Genomic DNA, 22,676 nt, shown 5'->3' with positions numbered 1-22,676 from the left:
ATGACAGGAATGAATGATGAAGGAAGACAATGGTATGTTGTTAATACATACTCTGGTCATGAAAATAAAGTAAAAGAAAACTTGGAAAAACGTGTTGAATCAATGGGATTACAAGATATCCTATTTCAAATTGTTATTCCTGAACATGTTGAAACTGAAATTAAAGATGGTAAGAAAATCAATAAGACTAAAAACATGTTCCCAGGTTATGTATTAGTTGAGATGATCATGACTGATGAAGCATGGTATGTTGTCCGTAATACTTCTGGGGTTACAGGATTTATTGGATCATCAGGTGGTGGAGCAAAACCTTTCCCATTACAAAAAAGTGAGTTAGATCCAATTTTAAAGAAAATGGGATTAAGTACATCAAGTATTGAGGTTGATTATGCTGCAGGTGATGAAGTTAATGTCATCTCTGGACCATTTGCTGGTAAAAGTGGTAAGGTTGAATCAATTGATTTAGAAAAAGAAACTGCTAAAGTATTAGTGGACTTCTTAGGCAACTTAACACCAATGGAAATTGAATTAGTACAATTAGAAAAAGCAGATTTGTAGAATTTATCTACAAATCTTTTTTTATGAGTAAGTAAAACAAATAATTTATTTTACTTAAAAATGTCGATTATTGCGACTAAATTTACTGAAAAATAGTTGACGTGGACTTATAAAGTGGTATACTAAAATAGAAATAGGATTGTTACTTTAAGTAGGCAAGACCAAGAATCATACAGTTTTTTACTGTTGATTTTTGGTCTTTTGTTTTTATTTAGTAATGATACGGGAAAATGAGGAGAAACGGGTATGGAGAAAACGAAAGTAAAAAAACTAGTGACTTCAGCAATTACACTATCAATGGCATTTAGTACATTGGCGCCAAGTATGGTTTTTGCAACTGATGATGTAAAACCTCGTGATATTGTAACTAAAGTCAATCATGCGTTGAATGGGACAGCAACGGCAAACAATAGCGAGACAAGTTATTGGGGGCCAGATAAAGCAATTGATGGAATCGTAAATCGCGATGCTGCTAAACCTGATCAGTCACGCTGGTCAACGAATATGGGAACAACACCGATGGTTTTAACCATTGATTTAAAGGAAGAAAAAGCGTTTAGTGAATTTAAAATTGAATGGGAAAGAAAAAATATTAAAGGTTTTAATATTAGTATTTCTAATGATAATAATGAATATACACCAGTATATACTAAACCAGATGATAGCAATATCACTTCGTTAACTACAACAGTAACATTAGAAAATAGTGTGAGTGCACGTTATGTTAAATTAACAGTAGATAATTATGATGATACTGAGGCAGCTGGCTGGGCTTCTGTATCGCTATATGAATTTGAAGTTTTAGGTGAGGAATCTTATGAAAATTTAGCTGTTGGGGCAACGGCTGTAGCTAGTGGTTCTGAAACAACTAGTTTTGGCCCAGCTAACGTTGTTGATGAAAATATGAAAACACGTTGGGCAAGTACGGCTAATCATGATGATGATAAATGGATTAGTTTAGATTTTGGAACTGCTAAAGATATTGCTTCAGTCACTTTGAAATGGGAACGCCGTAATGCAACAAAGTACAAAATTCAATCGTCAAAAAATGGGACAAGCTGGGAAGATGTAAAAACACTTACTAAAGCACCTAGAGAATTTGATGATATTATTAATTTTGACAATACGATTAATACTCGTTATTTAAGAGTTGTTGTTTCAGATTTTGAAAATCTAGCGGAAGATCGAGATGGTAAGAGTGTTAATTGGCCTACAGTATCATTATATGAATTCGAAGCATATGCAGTTAAACAACAGGTAGATAGCGAACAGATTGTAACGATTGATGATGTAATTAATAATCTAGTAATTCCAGCGGTAGCTAAAGGAGATACAAAGATGGCTTTGCCCCAAGTTCCCGAGGGATTTGAAATTGAGTTTATTGGTGCTGATTATGAACAAATCTTAGATCGTGATTTAACGATTCATCAGCCAATTGTGGATACAATAGTATCTGTAAATTATAAAGTAAAAAAAGGTGATCAAGAAAAGATCACAGGTGCATATAATGTCACGATTCCAGGAAAAAATAGTCCTGATGTCAGCATTAATGCTAAGCCTAAAGTAGTTCCAGAATTAGCTGAATGGGTAGGAACAGAAGGAAGCTTTACAATTAGCGATGATTCTCGGATTGTGATCAATCCAGCTTATAAAGATGATTTAGCATATTTAGCTAAAACATTTAAGGCTGATTATCAAGCACAAACTGGTAAAGAAATTGAAGTAGTATATGCCAATACACCAGGGGCGCATGATTTCTATTTTACATTAGGAAGTAGTGATACCGGGTTAAAAGAAGAAGGTTATTTAATGACTGTTGGAGATAGTGTTAAAGTTGAAGCAGTCGACAAAACAGGGGCTTTCTGGGCAACACAATCAATTTTACAAATTTTAAAGCAAAATAGTAATACGATCCCTAATGGGCAAACTCGTGATTACCCTAAATATGAAGTTCGGGGATTCATGCTGGATGTTGGAAGAATGCCATATTCATTAGATATATTAAAAGATATTGCAAAAAATATGGCTTATTATAAAATGAATGATTTCCAAGTACATTTAAATGATAACTATATTTGGGTTGAAGATTATGGTGATAATGCTTTTGATGCTTATTCTGGGTTTAGACTAGAATCAGATATAAAAGCGGGTGGTAATGGTGGATTAAATCAAGCTGATCTAACTAGCAAAGATGTTTTTTATACAAAAGATCAGTTCCGGACATTTATCCAAGAATGTCGGGATATGGGGGTAGCGGTTGTTCCTGAATTTGATACGCCAGCTCATTCTCTAGCTTTAACGAAGGTTCGTCCAGACTTAGCGATGAAAGATAAATCTGTAGCACGTCACTGGGATCATTTGGATCTAGATAGTATGTATGATGAGAGTTTAGCTTTTACTCAATCAATTTTTAATGAATATATGAATGGTGATGATCCGGTTTTTGATCAAAATACAACAGTTAATGTAGGTACTGATGAATATGATGGTAAGTACGCAGAAAACTTCCGTCAATATACTGATGATATGTTAAAATTTATTCAAGATACAGGACGCGATGTTCGTTTGTGGGGAAGTTTATCAATGCGCAAAGGTTCTACACCAGTTCGTTCTGAAAATGTGCAAATGAACATTTGGAATACAAGTTGGGCTAACCCCAATGAAATGTATAAACAAGGTTTTGATTTAATTAATATGGTTGATGGAACTTTATATATGGTGCCGGGGGCAGGTTATTATAACGATTATTTAAATAGTCAAAATATTTATAATAACTGGCAGCCTAATAATATGGGTGGAACGATCATTCCGGCCGGAGATGAGCAAATGTTAGGTTCTGCATATGCAATTTGGAATGATATGGTTGATAAAAAGGCGAATGGTATAAGTGAATATGATATTTATGATCGTTTTGAAAAAGCTTTACCGGCAATGTCATCTAAATTATGGGGCGATGGTCAAGATTTAAAATATAATGAATTAAATGAAGTAGTTAATTCATTAGGAACTGCCCCAAATTCAAATCCGCGTGATGTTGTAACGAGCAAAAGCGATACAGTATTAAACTATGATTTTAATAAGAGTGAAATCGTTGATAAATCAGGAAACGAGTATAATGTCGTTAATAAAAAGAATGTTGCAACTGTAGCAGGAAAATTTTCTAAAGGCCTAGAATTAAGTGGTGGTGAAAGTTATATTGAAACACCATTAGCAGATATGGGACCGAATAACAGTGTATCTTTCTGGGTGAAAATGGATAAAGACGCAACTGGTGAACAAGTTTTATTTGAATCAGATAAGGGTTCAATTAAAATGTCACAAAAAGATACTGGAAAAGTAGGCTTCTCAAGAATCGGTTATGATTATTCATTTAATTATGAATTACCTAAAGACGAATGGGTAAAATTAGAAATAAAGGGATATGCTAATAAGGCCGAATTGTATGTTAATGGTGAATTAGTAGATACTTTAGCTAAAAATGCAACTGGTGGTAAATACGCAACGTTAACTTTACCATTAGAAAGAATTGGAAGTAAGACAACATCATTCAAGGGGATTATTGATAATTTAGAGATTTCAACTACTGGTAGTCAAAGTGATGACACTGATTATACAAAGGTAGATAGCAGTAACTTTACTGTATCTACAGATAATGAAAATCCTCAAGCAGGTAATGAAGGACCGATTACTTATGCATTTGATAACAATGAGGTTACTTTCTGGCATAGTAATTATTCCCCATATCAAGCTTTACCAGCAACTGTAGAGATTGATATGAAAGAAGTTCATACTATTAATCAATTTGATTATCTACCACGACAAGATGGTAATACCAATGGGCAAATTACTAAATATGAATTATATATTAAAGAAAATGCGGCAGATGAATATCAAAAGGTTTCTGAAGGAGAATTGGCTGCCAATGCTTCGTTAAAGAAAATTACTTTTGATGCAGCGAATGCTCGATATATTAAATTTGTAGCGTTAGAAGGTACTGGAAATGGCGGAAAATCATTTGCTTGTGCTTCGGAATTTACTGTACGTCAAATTGACTCTAAGGCAGAATTAAGAAAAGTAGTCAACTTAGCAGCTAATTATGAAAAGGAATATTATACAACTGCTTCATGGAATGATTTTGAAACAGCATTAACTAATGCTCAAATGATTCTCGATAAAGCAGATGCTTCATCAACAGAGATTGATGACGCTGCGAGTGCTTTAAAAACAGCGATTGATAGTCTGGTTGAAATTGGTGATGTGGTTAAAACAGAGCTTGAAAGAGTTATTGCTGAAGCACAATCTATCGATACTACAAAATATACCGATAAAACAGTAGATGTTTTAAAAACAGCATTAGTAAATGCAATTAGTATCAATGGTAATGAAAATGCTACTCAAGAAGAAGTAAATGCAGCAATTACAGCATTAACTAATGCAATTGATGAATTAGAACTAAAAACAGATGTATCAGTTGATAAAACAGATTTAGAAGCTTTATTAAATATTTGTGGTACAATTGATTTGAATAATTACCAAGAAAATGGTAAAGCTGAATTTAAGGCGGCTTACGAGTATGCTTTATCGATCTTTAATGAAGCTGATGCTACAGAACAAGAAATTAGGGATGCAATGAATAGGCTGTTGGAAGCTAAAAAGAATTTAAAGGAAATTGAAGTAACTCCAACTGATCCTGACAAAAATGGTCAAGATAAACCTATTGACAATAAAGTTGAAACGGGAGATAATATAAATGTGCTTTATTCTGCGTCAGGATTAGCATTGGCATCAATTGTGTTTTATTTCAGTAAAAAAAGAAAAAGATCTAATTAAAAATAATTAAAGATAGGGGGAGAGCTAACGCTGTCCCTCTTTGTGTATGATTTAGAAAATTAGGTTTGATAATATAGCAGTTTGATCCCGTTCTTTAAAATATTTCAAAATATGAAAAAAAGGAGTTTGATTAATTGATTAGGGGCAAAAAAATTGAAAAAATTAAGGAATCATGGGGATTTTAGATGGTTTCATATATTAAACTTCTTCTTTAATAATTAGAATTTGTATGATGGAATCAAGAAAATTTGCATTTTTAATTCAGATATGTTATTATGCAATGGTACGTTTTAGATAGGAAGTGAGTTAATGAAAGAACAGCGTGTTAAACAATTGAATAATTTTATTAATGAAAATATTATCAAACGGAAAGCTATGTTTATCCCAATCTTAGGGGTATCAGTATTTATGTTAGTAGGTTATGCCGCGGTCGATAAAGAAGCACCAAAAATTGTTTCTAATCGAATCGAGGTTTCATATGGTGACAAAGTAGATTTAGATGCTATTGATATTACAGATAATCAAGATAGTCGTCCGGAAATCGAAGTTACTGCAAATGATCTTAGCAGCGTGAATGTTAATCAGTTAGGTACATATGATTTATCAGTCACGGCAACAGATAGTTTTTCAAACACAGCATCTAAAGTTATTAAAGTAGATGTTGTTGATGATGAGGCACCAAAATTTAAGGTTGCTGGAGTCGAGACAGGGTATGTCGTACAAGTACCGATCAATGGAAGTCAAGATATTTCCAGTTATGTAACTGCTTCAGATAATGTTGATGGTGATGTTTCGCCATTCATTGAATCGAATCAGGAATTAGATACGACTAAAGCGGGAATTCAAGATATTAAATTATCAGTTACCGATTCTTCTGGGAATGTAAATGAAAAGACGTTTACTTTTGCAGTATCTGATTTGACTGCTCCAGTAGTTACTTTATCACAAGGAAATGATATTGTAATTGATTATGGTAGCGAATTTAAATTAGAGAACTTTTTAACAGCTACTGATGATCAAAGTGCTGTTACCAACACTGTTACTGGTGAAGTAGACACTAAGAAAGAAAATGAAGTACAAACAATTACTGTTAGTACGCAAGATGAAGCTAAAAATGAAGTTTTAACAACTTTGAATTTTACAGTAAAAGATATAAGTGGACCACAAGTTAATTTGTCAACAAATGCAGTTGAGGTAATTAAAGGTGATGCTTTTGATCCAAGACAATATTTAGTCTCAGCTATTGATAATAAAGATGGTGATGTGACTGGTAATGTTGTAATCGGTAATATTGATACTGGCAGCACAGGAGATAAAGCTGTTACTTATACAGTAAGTGATAGTTCTGGTAATCAAACAGTTGCAACTTTAAATGTAAAGGTTTATACACCGGGAAGTAAAATTTTAGAAACTGCTTATACAAAACTAGGTAGCCCATACGTATGGGGAGCCACGGGACCAAATTCATTTGACTGTTCAGGATTTACATCTTGGGTATATCGTCAGCATGGAATTTCCCTTTCAAGAACTGCGCAAGCTCAATCTCAAGGTGGTAAAGCAGTTGATCGTGCAGATTTACAACCAGGAGATTTAGTCTTCTTTGGTTCAAGTACAAGTAGAATTACTCACGTTGGAATTTATGTTGGAAATGGACAAATGGTTCATTCACCACAAACTGGAGATGTTGTAAAAGTGTCTAGTTTAAATCGTAATTACGTGTGTGCAAGAAGATATTTATAGAAAAGGGCGTTTGTCCTTTTCTTTTTTTTATATTTAGGCATAAGAATATAGGGGAGGTATATAATGAATAGTTTTGATCTTATTAGGGTATTATGTAATACTAGTCCTAAAGCTTATGCTTTAATTACAGGAGCAACAGTTACGGGAACAATGCTAGCATATAGTTTTGAAGAAGGAACGATCGTTGTGGTTGAGGCTCAAGGGTTACCGGCTACCGGTTGTGGTTTAGGGATACATGGTTTGCATATTCATGAAGGTTCTAGCTGTAGTGGGACACCGGAAAATCCTTTTGGTAATGCTGGAGGACATTATAGTACGACAAATTGTCCACATCCATATCATACTGGGGATCTGCCACCTTTATTTTCTGAGGACGGACAAGCTTGGATGGCGGTATATATTTCTAAATTTACACCAGAGCAAATTGTTGGGCGGAGTATTATAATTCATGGAAATGTTGATGATTTTACTACTCAGCCATCGGGAAATTCTGGGCCGATGATTGCTTGTGGTGTGATTAGGGAATTATATCAATAATATTTACTTTTCTTAAGTTAAAAAACAATCTAACTATGGTACAATGTAGTGGCGGAGGTATGAAGATGAGTAAATTATTATTTTTTGATATCGATGGAACACTGATTGAGTGTAATTTAGATATCTATTCAATTACTGAAAATACTAGAAATGCATTAGATAGATTAAAAGAAAATGGACATGATGTTTTCTTAGCTACAGGACGGTGTAAATGTTTTATTACTGAAGGGGTTATGAATTATCCTTTTAGTGGGTATGTGACTTGTAACGGAGCTTATGTAGAATATCATGGTGAGCCAGTATATAAAGCAATAATTCCTAGTGAGGCAATTAAAGCAACGATGGCGTTATCAGAACAATACGATTTTAACTATTATTTTGAAAGTAGTGATTATATCTATGTCCGTGATCAAAATGATGAACGTCATCAGTGGTTTGCAAAAAATTGGGGCATGAAACCGGAGACAGTTATTGATGATTTTGATCCAGAAACGATAGAAACTTACATTGGGATGATTGTTGTTAATGACAAAAAAGATATTTCGCCAATGGTTAATGCATTGAGTAAATATTTTGATGTCCAAAGACATCAAAGTGATTATTCTTTTGATTTAACTTTAAAGGGTGTCTCAAAAGCAGTTGGAATTGAAAAACTGGTAGAACGAATTAATCGAAATATTGATGACACTATTGCTTTTGGTGATGGACGAAATGATATTGAGATGTTGGAAACAGTTAAGATTGGTGTAGCAATGGGAAATGCTGTTGATGAGGCGAAGGCTGTTGCTAACTATGAAACTGATCGAATCGAAAATGATGGCATTGTTAAAGCTTTAAAACATTTTGAATTAATTTGACAGCCTTAGGGCTGTTTTTCAGTTAGTTCTTTATTAAACGGGTATACTTAAAGATGTCTACAACATTCGCTTGAAAGAAGGGATGATTGTGCTATACTTTAACCATAGTGTTTTTAGATTTGAGAAAGGAGATAGGTGTTAGTGCCTTGTTAGATATGATCTTACAATTATTTTGTTTAATAGCTGGTTTTGTCTTATTGATTAAAGGAGCTGATATTTTTGTTGAGGGAGCTTCTAAGCTGGCTTCAAAGCTAAATATTCCCCCAATTGTAATAGGTTTGACGATCGTTGCTTTTGGTACAAGCGCTCCGGAAGCTGCTATTTCTATTACTTCGGCGTTAGGCGGTAATGTTGATTTAGCAGTTGGAAATATTATTGGCAGTAATATAATGAATGTTTTGTTGATTCTAGGAATTACCGGGTGTATCGCTAAACTGAAGGTTAATAATAATACATATCGATATGAAATTCCTTTTGTAATGGTAATAACTCTAGTTTTATTAATGTTAGGAAAGTTTGGCAGCTCGATTGATCGATTTGATGGAGTGCTTTTATGGGGATTATTTTTACTGTTTTTATACTATTTATATCGTTTGGTTAAAAAGGGTGAAGAAGTGCCATTGGATGAAGTTGAAGAATTAGATGAAAAAGATACGCTGCTCCGACTAATCATCATGATTGTTTTAGGAATGGCGGCAATTGTAATTGGTAGTAATCTAACGATTGATGCAGCTACATATATTGCTGAAGAATTAGGGGTTAGTCAACGTTTGATTGGATTGACGATTATTGCTTTTGGAACATCGTTGCCGGAGTTAGTGACTTCAATGACAGCAGCTTGGAAAGGTAAGAGTGATCTGGCAATTGGTAATATCGTCGGAAGTAATATTTTTAATATCTTGTTTGTTTTAGGAACAACAGCTTTAATTTCCCCAAAAGCAGTTGCTTTTGAAAGTGGTTTTATTATTGATGGAATCGTTGCAATTGGGGCATTGTTTCTATTATATACTTTTATTGGTAGCGATGGGTATTTAAAAAAGAGTGGGGCAATTATTATGCTGATTGGCTATTTGGCATATTTTGTAAGCATTTTATAGGAGAAATATATGATTAAATTAGGTCATCGGGGATATAGTTCTAAATATCCAGAAAATACAATGTTAGCTTTTAAAGCTGCAATTGATGGTAATTTTGATGGTGTTGAAACAGATGTACAACTAACGAAAGATAATAGGCTAGTCTTGATTCATGATGAAAAGATTGATCGGACTTCTAATGGTAAAGGGTATGTAAAAGATTATACCTATGATCAATTGTGCCAATTTAATTTTAACTATCGTTTTGATGGAATCGAGGCAAAAATTCCGTTGTTAGAGGAATTGTTAGATTATTGTATTGGTAAAGATGTAATCTTAAATATTGAAATAAAAACTGATAAGATTCAGTATCCGAATATTGAAAGAATGACTTATATGATGATCAAAGAAAAGGGCTTATTAGATCGAGTAATGTTTTCATCGTTTCATTTAGAGAGTTTGCTTAATCTTAGAGAACTTGATGATAGTATTTATCTTGGCTATTTGTATGAAGATAATTATCAAGTCAATAAAGCTAAAGTATTTGAATATCGTTTTAATGGAGCACATCCTAAATATACTTTTTTAAATGAAAAGGAAATCAATGATTATTTGCGTCGGGGTATAGATGTAAATACTTGGACAGTAGATAGTGATGATATTAAAGATTTTTTAGTTGATGAGGGTGTTAAAACAATAATTACGAATAAAGATATCTAGGGTAAAAAGACCCTAGATTTTTTCTCATCCAGTAAATTAAGCAGTGATACAAGTGTTAGCGTTTTCATTGTGAAGTTAGTGTTTTTGTTGTGAAAAAATGCACAATATTACTTGTGTTTTTTGCAAATTTGGGGTACACTATCGGTGGAAACAAATTAAATATTTCACAATGAATCGGAGGAAGAAATAATGGCAGAAAAAAAAGCTGTTAACAAAGTAGTTGAACCAACTAATGAAGAAATCGATGCTCATGTTGATCAACTAGTTGCAAAAGCTCAAGTAGCTTTATCAAAATTTGAAGAATTCACTCAAGAACAAGTAGATTACATCGTAGCTAAATGTTCAGTTGCTGGACTTGATGCTCATGGTACATTAGCTGAAGCTGCAGTTAATGAAACTGGACGTGGTGTATTTGAAGATAAAGCAGTTAAAAACTTATTTGCTTGTGAATATGTAACAAGTAACTTACGTCACTTAAAAACTGTTGGTATCATCAATGAAGATCCACTTTTAGGAATCACTGAAATTGCTGAACCAGTAGGTGTTGTTTGTGGTATCGTTCCAACAACTAACCCAACTTCTACAGTAATTTTCAAATCATTAATTTGTTTAAAAACAAGAAACCCAATTATCTTCTCATTCCATCCAAGTGCTCATGCATGTTCAGTAATGGCTGCTGTAGTAATTAGAGATGCTGCAATCGCTGCTGGGGCTCCAGAAGATTGTATCCAATGGTTAGATCTTAAATCAATGTATGCAACTACTGCATTAATGAAACACCCAGGTGTTGCTACAATCTTAGCAACTGGTGGTAACGCAATGGTAGCTGCTGCTTACTCTTGTGGTAAACCTGCATTAGGTGTAGGAGCTGGTAACGTTCCTGCTTATGTAGAAAAAACTTGTGTATTACCTAGAGCTGTAAATGACATCGTATTATCAAAATCTTTCGATAACGGTATGATCTGTGCTTCTGAACAAGCTGCTATCGTTGATACTGAAATCTATGATGCATTCATGAAAGAAATCAAAAGATTCAAAGTTTACTTTGTAAATAAAGAAGAAAAAGCAAAATTAGAAACATTTATGTTTGGTGCTGTAGCATACAGTGATAACGTAAACGCTGCTAAGTTAAATCCAAACGTAGTTGGTAAACCTGCTACTTGGATCGCTGAACAAGCTGGATTCAAAGTACCAGAAGATACTCAAATTATCTGTGCAGAATGTAAAGAAGTTGGTCCAAATGAACCATTAACAAGAGAAAAATTATCTCCAGTATTAGCTGTATTAAAAGCTAAAAATACTGATGATGGTATCTTAAAAGCAACTCAAATGGTTGAATTCAATGGTTTGGGTCACTCTGCTGCAATTCATACAGAAGATCATGAAATTTCTAAGAAATTCGGACATGCATGTAAAGCAATCCGTATTATCGAAAACGCTCCATCTACATTCGGTGGTATTGGTTCTGTTTATAATGCATTTATTCCATCATTAACATTAGGTTGTGGTTCTTACGGACATAACTCTGTATCAAACAACGTAAGTGCTGTTAACTTAATCAATATTAAGAGAATCGGGAGACGTAATAACAATATGCAATGGGTTAAACTTCCTCCAAAAATTTATTTCGAAAGAAATTCGATTAAATATTTAAGAGACATGAAAAAAATGGAAAAAGCCATGATCGTTACAGATAGAGGTATGTACAATCTTGGTTATGTAGAAAAAATCGAAGATGTTATTAGAAGAAGAAGAAATCAAGTTGATTTAGAATTATTCTTTGACGTAGAACCAGATCCAAGTTTCGATACAGTTCAAGCTGGTCTTGAATTAATGAACAAATTCCAACCTGATACAATTATCGCATTAGGTGGGGGTTCTTCAATGGATGCTGCTAAAGTAATGTGGTTATTATATGAAAATCCAGAAGTATGTTTCGATGATATCAAACAAAAATTCATGGATATCAGAAAACGTGCATTCAAATTCCCTGAATTAGGTAAAAAAGCTAACTTAATCTGTATTCCTACAACTTCAGGAACAGGTTCAGAAGTTACTCCATTCTCAGTTATTACAGATAAATCTTGTAACAAGAAATATCCATTAACTGACTATGCTTTAACTCCAACAGTAGCTATCGTTGACCCTGAATTCGTTATGTCTTTACCAGCTGCAATTGCTGCTGATACAGGTATCGACGTATTAACTCATGCAGTTGAAGCTTACGTATCTATCTTAGCTTCTGACTTTACTGATGGATGGGCTAAACAAGCCGTTAAATTAGTATTTGATTACTTAGAAGAATCAGTTAAAGAAGGAACTCCTTTATCTAGAGAAAAAATGCACAATGCTGCAACAATCGCAGGTATGGCTTTCGCTAATGCATTCTTAGGTATGAACCACTCATTAGCTCATAAAATTGGTGGGGAATTCCACGTACCTCATGGACGTACTAATGGTATCTTATTACCACACGTTATCAGATATAACGGAAGTATGCCAACTAAATTAAACATCTGGCCAAAAATTGAAAACTTCAAAGCTGATGTTAAATATATGGAATTAGCTCAATTAATCGGATTAAATCCTAAAACTCCTGCAGAAGGTGTTCAAATGTTTGCTGACGCTTGTGAAGAATTATGTCACAAAGTTAATTTAGCATCTAACATCGAATCTCAAGGAATCGATAAAAAAGATTGGGATGAAGCAATTCACAGAATGGCTATGAATGCTTATGAAGATCAATGTACTCCAGCAAATCCAAGAATGCCTATGGTACATGATATGGAAGCAATCTTAAGAACTATTTGGGATTATAAAAATAAATTCGATAAATAATAATGTTTATCTTTGAGGCAACACCAAGTGTTGCCTCTTTTTTATTAGACACTTTGTGTTATAATGGGCATATATTAAAGTATCGGGGTGTGATTTAATGCGACGTAATATTTATAATTCAATATATTATTGTGTTTTAGGGTTGATTTTAATTGTTATTTCATCAATGGCAATTATTCAGCGAGAAGATTTTTTAATGCGTGTATTTGACGTATTGGCATGGATTTTGATTATTAATGGTCTTCATGAATTAAGTGTATTTTTAAGACGTCGCTTTAGAGGAGATTTAATTAATATAATTGGAAATATTGGAGTAGGAATATTTATTTTGTCTTATACAGCGATTCCAATTAGATTATTATTTGCTATTTTTGCAATCTATATAACATTAAATGGAATTATAAAATTTATTTCTTATTTAAACTATAAAAAAGATAAAGTGAGTAAACGATTTCCAGTTTTGTGTGGGGCTCTGTTTTTGATCATCTATGGCTTGGCACTGTTATTAGGGAGATATGCTGATGCTAATGCAATGATGATCTTCATTGGCGGTTATGGCTTATTATTAGGAATAAATTACATTATTGATGGAATCTTTACCGCTATTCCCCAGCAGCATAAAGACAGTTTAAAGAGACGGATCAGAATACCCGTACCAATCTTTATTTCTGCCCTTGTACCAAAAGTGATGATGGATTATATAAATGAACGGTTAGCAGTTGAGCCAACAGAGAAGTTTTTAGACGATCAGAATCACGCAAATGTAGAAATTTTTATTCATGTTAGCCCAGATGGATTTGGGACAATTGGACATTGCGATATATGTATCGATAATCAAGTAATATCTTATGGAAACTATGATTACGATTCTATTAGATTATTTGAAACCATTGGGGATGGTGTTTTGTTTATTGCTCCACGAGAAAGTTATATTCCATTTTGCATCGAAACTGATCATAAAACGATTTTTAGTTATGGGGTTCGTTTAACAGTTAAACAGTTAGCGAGTGTAAAACGAGAAATTGAAAAGTTAAAAGAAAATACCTACCCTTGGTATCCGCGTTCATATAAAGATAGGAATGATTGTAATGACTATGCCAGCCGTCTTTATTTACGAACGGGAGCTAGCTTTTTTAAATTTAAAAGAGGACGCTATAAAACATATTTTGTTTTAGGGTCTAATTGTGTTAAGTTAGCTGAAGCAATTATGGGAAAAGCAGGAATGGATATTATTGATTTAAATGGAATTATTTCTCCGGGTACTTATCAAAACTATTTAGAGAAGGAATATCAAAGGGCAAATGGTGTTATTATTTCAAAAAATGTTTATAACCAATTGACAATTGACCATAAATGAGACATAATAATGGAGTATTATGGTTATGTCAAAGAAAGACAATAATACTTTGCATAGGTGACCCCTCTCCCATATAATCACCTATGCAGAAAAGGAACAAGAAATTGTTCCTTTTTTTATACATTTTTTTTAAAAGTTCATAAAGTGTTCACATTTCTCCGATATTATTACAAATGTCGTCAAGACAAGATAATATATAAGTATAGGTCACCCCCTTCTTCCCCAAGAACGACCTATACATTAAAGGAAGTATTCCCCAATGCTTCCTTTTTTTTATTTGTTAGTGCAAAAAAATTCTTGCCTAGATAATAAAAATTTGCTAGAATGTAAAAGGGCAACAGTGTGTCTTCCAGAGGAAGACATTTTTATTTTGATATAAAACAAAAAGGAGAATAGAAAATGGCAAAGTATATATTTGTAACAGGTGGGGTCGTATCAGGCCTTGGTAAAGGTTTAACTGCTGCATCGTTAGGTCGAATTTTAAAACAGCGAGGGTTAAAAGTGTTTATGCAAAAATTAGATCCTTATATCAATGTTGATCCAGGAACGATGTCACCATATCAGCATGGTGAGGTTTTTGTAACGGCAGATGGTGCTGAAACCGATTTAGATTTGGGGCATTATGAAAGGTTCATTGATGAAGAATTAAATCGTAATTCATCTATTACTACAGGACGAATTTATAGTAATGTTATATCTAAAGAACGTCGAGGGGATTATCTAGGAGCTACGGTACAAGTGGTACCGCATATTACAAATGAAATAAAAGCAAAAATTTATGCTGCAGCATCAAGTTCTAATGCAGATATTGTAATTACTGAAATTGGAGGAACGACTGGAGATATTGAAAGTTTACCGTTTTTAGAAGCAATTAGACAGGTACGCTTAGATTTAGGTTATGATAATACTCTTTATATTCATACGACACTATTACCTTATATTGGAGCGAGTCATGAGGTTAAAACTAAACCAACACAGCATAGTGTTAAGGAGCTAAGAGGTTTAGGGATTCAGCCAGATTTTATTGTATGTCGAAGTGAGAAGTATATTGAACAAGAGCTTAAAGATAAAATTTCATTATTCTGTAATGTTCCAACAAAAAACGTAATTTCAAATTATGATGTTGAAGTATTATATGAATTGCCAATGATGTTATTGGATCAGCATATGGATGATCTTGTCCTTGAACATCTAAGAATTGAGGCCCCACAACCAAATATGAGTGAGTGGGAGAGTTTGATTGAACGGGTTAAAGGTTTAGATCATGAAATAACAATTGCTTTGGTAGGAAAGTATACTCAATTACCAGATGCTTATTTGTCAGTAAATGAAGCTTTAAGACATGCGGGATATTATGAAAATAGTGTTGTAAATATTGAATTTGTTGATTCTGAGGAAATAACAAAAGATAATGTCGCTGAAAAGTTAAAAACAGCAGATGGAATCATAGTTCCTGGAGGATTTGGTAACCGCGGAATTGAAGGAATGATAGATGCAATTGAATATGCACGAATCAATAACTTACCATTTTTTGGAATTTGTTTAGGGATGCAGCTGGCAACGATTGAATACGCCCGTAATGTTTGCGGCTTGAAAGATGCTAATTCATTAGAATTTGATGAACTAACAAAAAATCCTATTATTAATTTAATGTCTGATCAATCATTAACTGATATGGGTGGAACTCAACGCTTAGGTGATTATAATTGTGAACTGGCTGCCGGTACACATGCTAGAGAATTATATGGGGTCGATATGATTCAAGAACGTCATCGTCATCGCTATGAATTTAATAATGAGTATAAAGACGCTTTAGTTGAACATGGACTTACGATTGCAGGCATTAATCCTGAACGTAATTTGGTAGAAATAGTGGAAATTAAGGAACATCCATATTTTGTGGCTTGCCAATTTCATCCAGAATTTACAAGTCGACCAAATCGTTCTCAACCGCTATTTCAGGGTTTGATTACAGCCGCTCATAAGCGAAAATATCATGGGTAGGTATTGCACCTATCCTTTTTATATAGTACCGTAATATGATACTTAGTGAATAAATAGTAACTTTAGTCCTAAATCAAGATACAAACTCCCCTAATTAGTCATTATCATTGTATTCGCTTATAACTATAATAATTGATATAGGAGGAAGTAAAATGAGAAAAATAAAAAAACTATTTGCAATGATGATGACATTAGTAATGACCCTAGGCATTATTACAACAAATATTAGTGCAATCGAGGAATTAAAAGTTACTTCAATTGTTGCTAATACATATGTTGGGGATGGACAAAGAGAAGTGAGTTCATTTGAAATCACTGTCAATGATATTAATTTAGTAAATGATTTAAAGGCTGAAGATTTTGATATTACTAATAACGTTAGCTCAGTACCCTACGACGTTGCGACAAATGCTTTAGCAGATGATTATTTAGATGATGGAATTAGTTTAGAAATTAAAGGAAATACAATTATTCTTAATGTAAAAGCCTTTGATTATACTGGACGATACAATCCTGATTTTAGTAAAAATCCTTGGCAGGTTACCTGCAACAAATATGGTGTGTTAAGTTTCAATAAAGATAATGTGACTACATTGAAAACAAAAACTTTGGATGATGCAATCAGAGGAACGTTTACATATGCGGGATTAACTCGTGAGTATGCTTTATATTTGCCTAAAAATAGTGATGGAACTAACATGAAAAATGTTCCATTAGTAGTATGGAATCATGGTGGTGGAGAATATGCAGGGCAATTAGAAAATACACTTGTTGCTAATAGAGGTTTAACTGCATGGGTAGAGGCAGGATATAATACAGCGGTATTACAAATTCAAGTTTCTAATCCAAACTATAGCTACGGGACAGCTTTTGATGAAGATAAGAAATCTTTGATCGATCAAAATAACGCTTTACAAGCAGCGTTAATAAAAAAATTAATTGCAGAAGGAACAGTTGATCAAAATCGTGTTTATGTTACAGGAGCATCAAGTGGTGGTGGCGCAACGATGCGCTTTATTATGCAATACCCAGAACTTTTTGCGGGTGCGATAGCTTGTTGTTCAATGGATCCGATTGTGTGGGTACATTATAATTATCAAGATTCTTATGAACAAATTGTTGAAAATTTTGAAACTGCTTTCCAAGGACAAGTATACACTTGGGATGAAACAAAAGAAATGATGGTAAGCAAACAAGTTGATACTGCTTCTTTAGTAGAGTTACCAATTTATTTTACACATGCTCAAAATGATACTACATGCAATGTTAATAGTTCAAAAGCTATGTATGAAGCTTTAAATAATCTAGGTGCTAAAAATAATCACTTAACAATCTGGTCAAATCAAGAAATGGCTGACGAAGGAATTGCTGAAGGTTTATTACATTGGTCGTGGGTAAAAGTACTTAACCATAATGAAGAAGGTTCACCAATGAATTGGTTATTTAAACAGACAAATGCTTCAGAAAATATTCCAGTAGAAAAAGAAGAGTCGAATAATTCTAAAACTGAAACAACTGCTTCTGAGGAAGCAAAGAAAGCAGTTAAAACAGGTGATGATAGTACAGTTGAATTGATGGCTATGATGACTGGATTATCATTGTTAGCGGGAACAGTAGTATTAAGTAAAAAATATTATTAATAATAAAAATCCTCTAACTGAAATGAACCTCATTATTTGAACATTCAAATAATGGAAGATTATTTCAAATGAGGATTTTTTATTTAAAATTCGAGTAATTTCACCAAAAAATTAATGAAATATAGTATACTAATACCCAGAGGTGAAAGCGCTATGATAAAAAATATAACTTTATTAGATAGTATTTTGGATGTTGCTAACTGTGTCGATATTAATGATAATAATACCTATATTGCTCGGAAAGTGATAGAGAATTGTGTTTGGTTAAAGGATATGAGTTTAGAGGATTTCTTAGAAACAACTAATATTAATGGGAGTCAGTTTAAACGATTTTATAAATTGTATGACTGCAACAATTTTTCAATCTTGAAAGAACGGATTGGCTTGTGGTGTGATATTCGTAAAGAGCAAGTAGTAAAACAGTGTCAGTGGCAAAAACAAGAACCGCTTGCAAGAGTTATTTTTAACTTAACTAATTATAATGATTTTAATGATTTTTTTAATGTTGAGTTAATTGATCGGATTTGCAAGCAAATCTATCAAAGTAAGCGTATTATCATGTATGGGGCGATGGGATTGTTGAATTTAACACATGATTTTCAAATAGATATGAAACTGTTTGGAAAGGATTTTATTCGTAGTTCGATGTATGAAGATAAGGCTCTAGTTCCTCAAAAAGATGATTTTGTATGGCTTTTTTCAATGATGGGAAGAACGATGAATATGGTAGGGACAACAATGCGTTTAAAAATCTTTAATGGTCCTTGTAAGAAGTTATTAATTACTCAACACGGGGCATTATTAGAGAGTGATTTTTTAATTTCATTAAATACTGATAATGATTATTATGAGGGGCAGTATGTTTTTATGTTTTATCTAGATATGATTAAAACAAGATATTATGAATTATATATAAAGGAGAACTAGGCAGATGATTTTGGGGAAGGTTATGATGGCTCAAAGTGCTAATAAGCGTGGGAGTGTAGAATATCAGATCAGTAAAAAAACATTGATGCTCGGAAATCGAATCAAAGATTATTCATTAGAAATGTTTATTAAAGAAGCTGGGGTATCAAAAACATCATTGATGCGGTATTTAAATAGCCTGGGGGTTAATACCTTTACTTCTTTTAGGGAAATAATCACATTAGAGAGTATTAAAGGCATCACAGCCTTGGAAACAATAAAATATAACTATAAGGAAGAACAGCTAGACAAACAGGCTGTTAAATTAGGAAAAATAATTAAAGAGGCTAAACGTGTTATTGTTTTGGGGGATGGTAATTGTTTTAGTTTGATGATTTATATGAAAGCCTTTATTCATCTAGGGATAGATTTTGAAATTCCTATTTATTTAGGTAAGGAGGAGGATATTTTTGATGAATATGCATTATCTAAAGATGATCTGGTAATTTTTATCAGTCTTCATGAAACGTTTAGAAGTTTTTTAGATCATCGAACGATGTTTTATAAGGATGTTAGATATTTTCAATTCAATTGTCCGTGTCGAGTTGCATTTGTGGGAGAAGTAGATTTAGGACAAGAACCACTAAGTGAATACCAGTTTATCGTAGATATTGATGGGCTTATATATGAACGTAAAATGCGTTTAGATAAGTTATTTGAAGAGGCAATGAGTTATTTATGTCTTAGTTATGAATTTGTTTATTAATTCTTAAGTTTTTATTGATGGGAATTTTTGTTTGTTTTTGTTATAATACAGTATATTATGGAGGCGGTAATATGCTTGAAACTAAATCAACTAAGAAATTTAAGATAATTAAAGGAATAATTTGTATTCTTACTTTAGCAATGCTAGTGGCAGCAGTGATTTTTTTATTCATTGTTGATGATATGAAAAAGAAGCGACGTCTGATTTTTTCAATTGTTCAATTATTGTTAATGATAGGAATTATAATTTTACCAGAACAGTTAAAGGAACGACTTGATTTAAAAATTCCGATTATGTTAGAAACCTCACTAACTGTATTTGCTTTTTGTGGATTTGTACTTGGTGATGTGTTTGATTTTTATAAAAAAATACCTATTTGGGACTCAATACTACATGCTTTTTCAGGTGTGATCTTAGCTTATGCAGGTTTTGTTTTAATTGATTATTTTGTTAAACGTGAAAGTGTAAATATATCGATGGGACATATGTTTATTTGCACTAGTGTAGTATTGTTTTCGTTAGCATTGGGTGCTTTATGGGAAATTGGAGAGTATTTGGTTGATGATATTTTTGGGACTAATAATCAGCAGTATATGAAGTCTACGCGAGGAACTTTATATGGCCAAAAAGATGTGCCTTTAGAAGGACATGCAGCTTTAGGCGATACGATGAAAGATTTAATGTTAGACTTAGCTGGAGCAACAGCTATTGTAACAATAGAATACTGTAAAGAGGATTATCGCAAAAAGAAAGCTAAGAAAGAAGATAAGTAAACTTTGAGCATTGAAAATGCCCTAGAATATAGGGCGTTTTTGTGTTAGAATATGGCGTGGAGGAGTGAGAGTATGTATCGAATTGGACAATCAATTGATATTCATCAGCTAGTAGCAGGACGAAAGTTGATTTTGGGTGGTGTTGAAATCGAACATGAGCGTGGTTTGTTAGGACATAGTGATGCTGATGTTTTATGTCATGCCGTTATTGAAAGTATTATTGGGGCTTTAGGATTAGGTGATATTGGGAAACATTTTAGTGACACTGATGCTCAGTATAAAGGGATTAGTTCTTTAGTGCTATTAGAAAAAACTTATGAAATGATGGATGATCGCGGTTACGAAATAAGTAATCTTGATGCAATCATTTTGATTGAAAAACCAAAGATGGCACCTCATATCCAAAAAATGAAGGAAAATATTAGCAGGATCTTAAAATGTGATATTGCTGATGTTAATATTAAAGCAACCCGTGGTGAGAAGCTTGGCTTTGTTGGTCATGAAGAAGGTGCTGTTTCTCAATGTGTGGTTATGTTAAAGAAGAAAGGGATTTAAGAATGGAAAAAGTAAGAGTAAGATATGCTCCTAGTCCAACTGGACATCTACATATTGGGGGAGCAAGAACCGCTTTATTTAATTATCTATTTGCAAAACATCATGGTGGAGATTTTATTTTTAGGTTAGAGGATACTGATATTGAAAGAAATATTGAAGGTGGTGAGGCTAGCCAATTAGAAAATCTAGCGTGGTTAGGAATTATTCCAGATGAATCACCATTAAATCCAAAACCAGAGTATGCGCCATATCGTCAAATGGAACGTTTGGATATTTATCGTAAATATACTCAAGAGTTATTAGATCGAGGTTTAGCATATAAATGCTTCTGCACCCCAGAGGAATTAGATGCTGAACATGAACGCCAAGTTGAAGCTGGTGTTGCACCAATGTATAATCGTAAATGTCGTGATTTAACAGCTGAAGAAGTAGCAGCTAAAGAAGCAGCAGGAATTCCTTATACAATTAGACTTCGAGTGCCTGCAAATAAGACATATGAGTTTGATGATATGATCCGTGGACATGTATCATTTGAATCGAATGATATTGGTGATTGGGTAATTGTTAAAGCCAATGGGATTCCAACTTATAACTATGCAGTTGTAATTGATGATCATACCATGGAAATAACACATGTTTTTAGAGGTGAAGAACATTTAAGTAATACGCCAAAACAAATGATGGTTTTTGAAATGTTAGGATGGAAAGCACCGACTTATGGACATATGACTTTAATTGTAAATGAACAAAGAAAGAAATTATCAAAACGTGATGAAAGTATCATGCAATTTGTTTCACAATACAAAGAAGAAGGATATTTACCAGATGCAATGTTTAACTTTATGGCTCTATTAGGGTGGTCACCAGAAGGAGAACAAGAAATTTTCACAAAAGAAGAATTAATTAAAGAATTTAGTGAAACGAGATTATCTAAATCACCTTCAATGTTTGATAAAGATAAGTTAACATGGGTCAATAATCGTTATATTAAAGAAAGATCATTAGAAGATGTTGTTGCATTATGTCGACCATTTTTAGAAGAGGCTTATGATCTATCAAGTAAATCAGAACAATGGATCAATGATTTAGTTGCAACGTATCATGATCAATTATCTTATGGTAAAGAAATTGTTAGTTTAGTCGATTTATTCTTTACAGATGAATTGAATTTAGATGAAGAAGCTAAAGAATTTATGAAAGATGAGACTATTCCTAATACGTTAAAAGTATTTAAAGCGCAATTAGAGAATTTAGAAGAATTTACTAAAGAAAATATTCAAGCTTGTATTAAAGCAACTCAAAAAGAGGCTAAAGCTAAGGGAAAAATGTTATATATGCCACTTAGAATTGCAACAACAGGAATCATGCATGGACCTGATCTTGCGAGTTCAATTTGCTTATTAGGAAAAGAAAAGGTATTATCTAGATTAGGGTAAATATCGATTAAGGAGCGTTTAATTTAACGCTCTTCTTTTTTCTGTAAAAGAAAAAGGATTGATATATTCATTGTTTGTGTTAT

Annotated in this window: 16 protein-coding genes; all 16 read left to right on the top strand. The window is 33.1% G+C overall.

Going from position 1 to position 22,676, the window contains the following annotated elements; all coding sequences use genetic code 11:
* Nucleotides 1-558, top strand: a complete 558-nt coding sequence (gene nusG, locus KSU54_RS00735; RefSeq protein ID WP_003537004.1) for a transcription termination/antitermination protein NusG — start codon at nucleotides 1-3, stop codon at nucleotides 556-558.
* Nucleotides 559-804: 246 nt separating this feature from the next.
* On the top strand, nucleotides 805-5,388 hold the full coding sequence (locus tag KSU54_RS00730; protein ID WP_003537005.1) for a discoidin domain-containing protein: 4,584 nt from the start codon (nucleotides 805-807) through the stop codon (nucleotides 5,386-5,388).
* 309 nt (nucleotides 5,389-5,697) lie between these two features.
* Nucleotides 5,698-7,128, top strand: coding sequence for a C40 family peptidase (locus KSU54_RS00725; protein WP_003537006.1), 1,431 nt, complete (start codon nucleotides 5,698-5,700; stop codon nucleotides 7,126-7,128).
* Between the two features lie 63 nt (nucleotides 7,129-7,191).
* A complete protein-coding gene (locus KSU54_RS00720) occupies nucleotides 7,192-7,665 on the top strand; it encodes a superoxide dismutase family protein (protein WP_117791862.1) in 474 nt (157 codons plus the stop codon).
* Between the two features lie 65 nt (nucleotides 7,666-7,730).
* Nucleotides 7,731-8,522 (top strand): Cof-type HAD-IIB family hydrolase, encoded by a 792-nt coding sequence (locus tag KSU54_RS00715; RefSeq protein WP_008793066.1) that lies wholly within the window; start codon nucleotides 7,731-7,733, stop codon nucleotides 8,520-8,522.
* 155 nt (nucleotides 8,523-8,677) lie between these two features.
* Complete coding sequence (locus tag KSU54_RS00710; protein WP_035110947.1) at nucleotides 8,678-9,619, top strand: calcium/sodium antiporter; 942 nt, start codon at nucleotides 8,678-8,680, stop codon at nucleotides 9,617-9,619.
* 9 nt (nucleotides 9,620-9,628) lie between these two features.
* On the top strand, nucleotides 9,629-10,318 hold the full coding sequence (locus KSU54_RS00705; RefSeq protein WP_003537014.1) for a glycerophosphodiester phosphodiesterase: 690 nt from the start codon (nucleotides 9,629-9,631) through the stop codon (nucleotides 10,316-10,318).
* 189 nt (nucleotides 10,319-10,507) lie between these two features.
* Nucleotides 10,508-13,156, top strand: a complete 2,649-nt coding sequence (adhE, locus tag KSU54_RS00700) for a bifunctional acetaldehyde-CoA/alcohol dehydrogenase (RefSeq protein ID WP_003537016.1) — start codon at nucleotides 10,508-10,510, stop codon at nucleotides 13,154-13,156.
* 97 nt (nucleotides 13,157-13,253) lie between these two features.
* Entirely contained in the window at nucleotides 13,254-14,513 is a 1,260-nt protein-coding gene (locus KSU54_RS00695) for an HdeD family acid-resistance protein (protein ID WP_009009297.1), read from the top strand.
* 399 nt (nucleotides 14,514-14,912) lie between these two features.
* Entirely contained in the window at nucleotides 14,913-16,517 is a 1,605-nt protein-coding gene (locus KSU54_RS00690; RefSeq protein ID WP_003537020.1) for a CTP synthase, read from the top strand.
* Between the two features lie 152 nt (nucleotides 16,518-16,669).
* Nucleotides 16,670-18,157 carry a prolyl oligopeptidase family serine peptidase gene (locus KSU54_RS00685; RefSeq protein ID WP_003537022.1) on the top strand — a complete coding sequence of 496 codons (1,488 nt, stop codon included), beginning with the start codon at nucleotides 16,670-16,672 and terminating at the stop codon, nucleotides 18,155-18,157.
* A 153-nt stretch (nucleotides 18,158-18,310) separates the two neighbouring features.
* Nucleotides 18,311-19,084 carry a hypothetical protein gene (locus KSU54_RS00680; RefSeq protein WP_008793062.1) on the top strand — a complete coding sequence of 258 codons (774 nt, stop codon included), beginning with the start codon at nucleotides 18,311-18,313 and terminating at the stop codon, nucleotides 19,082-19,084.
* Nucleotides 19,085-19,088: 4 nt separating this feature from the next.
* Complete coding sequence (locus tag KSU54_RS00675) at nucleotides 19,089-19,829, top strand: hypothetical protein (protein WP_003537026.1); 741 nt, start codon at nucleotides 19,089-19,091, stop codon at nucleotides 19,827-19,829.
* Nucleotides 19,830-19,900: 71 nt separating this feature from the next.
* The gene (locus KSU54_RS00670; protein WP_009300689.1) at nucleotides 19,901-20,602 is read left to right on the top strand and encodes a hypothetical protein; all 702 of its coding nucleotides are present in this window, start codon (nucleotides 19,901-19,903) and stop codon (nucleotides 20,600-20,602) included.
* A 72-nt stretch (nucleotides 20,603-20,674) separates the two neighbouring features.
* Nucleotides 20,675-21,157, top strand: a complete 483-nt coding sequence (ispF, locus tag KSU54_RS00665) for a 2-C-methyl-D-erythritol 2,4-cyclodiphosphate synthase (RefSeq protein WP_008793060.1) — start codon at nucleotides 20,675-20,677, stop codon at nucleotides 21,155-21,157.
* A complete protein-coding gene (gltX, locus tag KSU54_RS00660; protein ID WP_009300690.1) occupies nucleotides 21,124-22,593 on the top strand; it encodes a glutamate--tRNA ligase in 1,470 nt (489 codons plus the stop codon). The genes ispF and gltX overlap by 34 nt, the downstream gene beginning before the upstream one ends.
* The last annotated feature ends 83 nt before the right edge of the window (nucleotides 22,594-22,676 follow it).

It is taken from the genome of Erysipelatoclostridium sp. MSK.23.31 (genome assembly GCF_019125875.1).
In the GTDB taxonomy this organism is placed as follows: domain Bacteria; phylum Bacillota_I; class Bacilli_A; order Erysipelotrichales; family Coprobacillaceae; genus Thomasclavelia; species Thomasclavelia ramosa.
The sequence above is the reverse complement of the archived record's forward strand: the minus strand, read 5'-3'. Positions and strand labels throughout refer to the sequence as shown.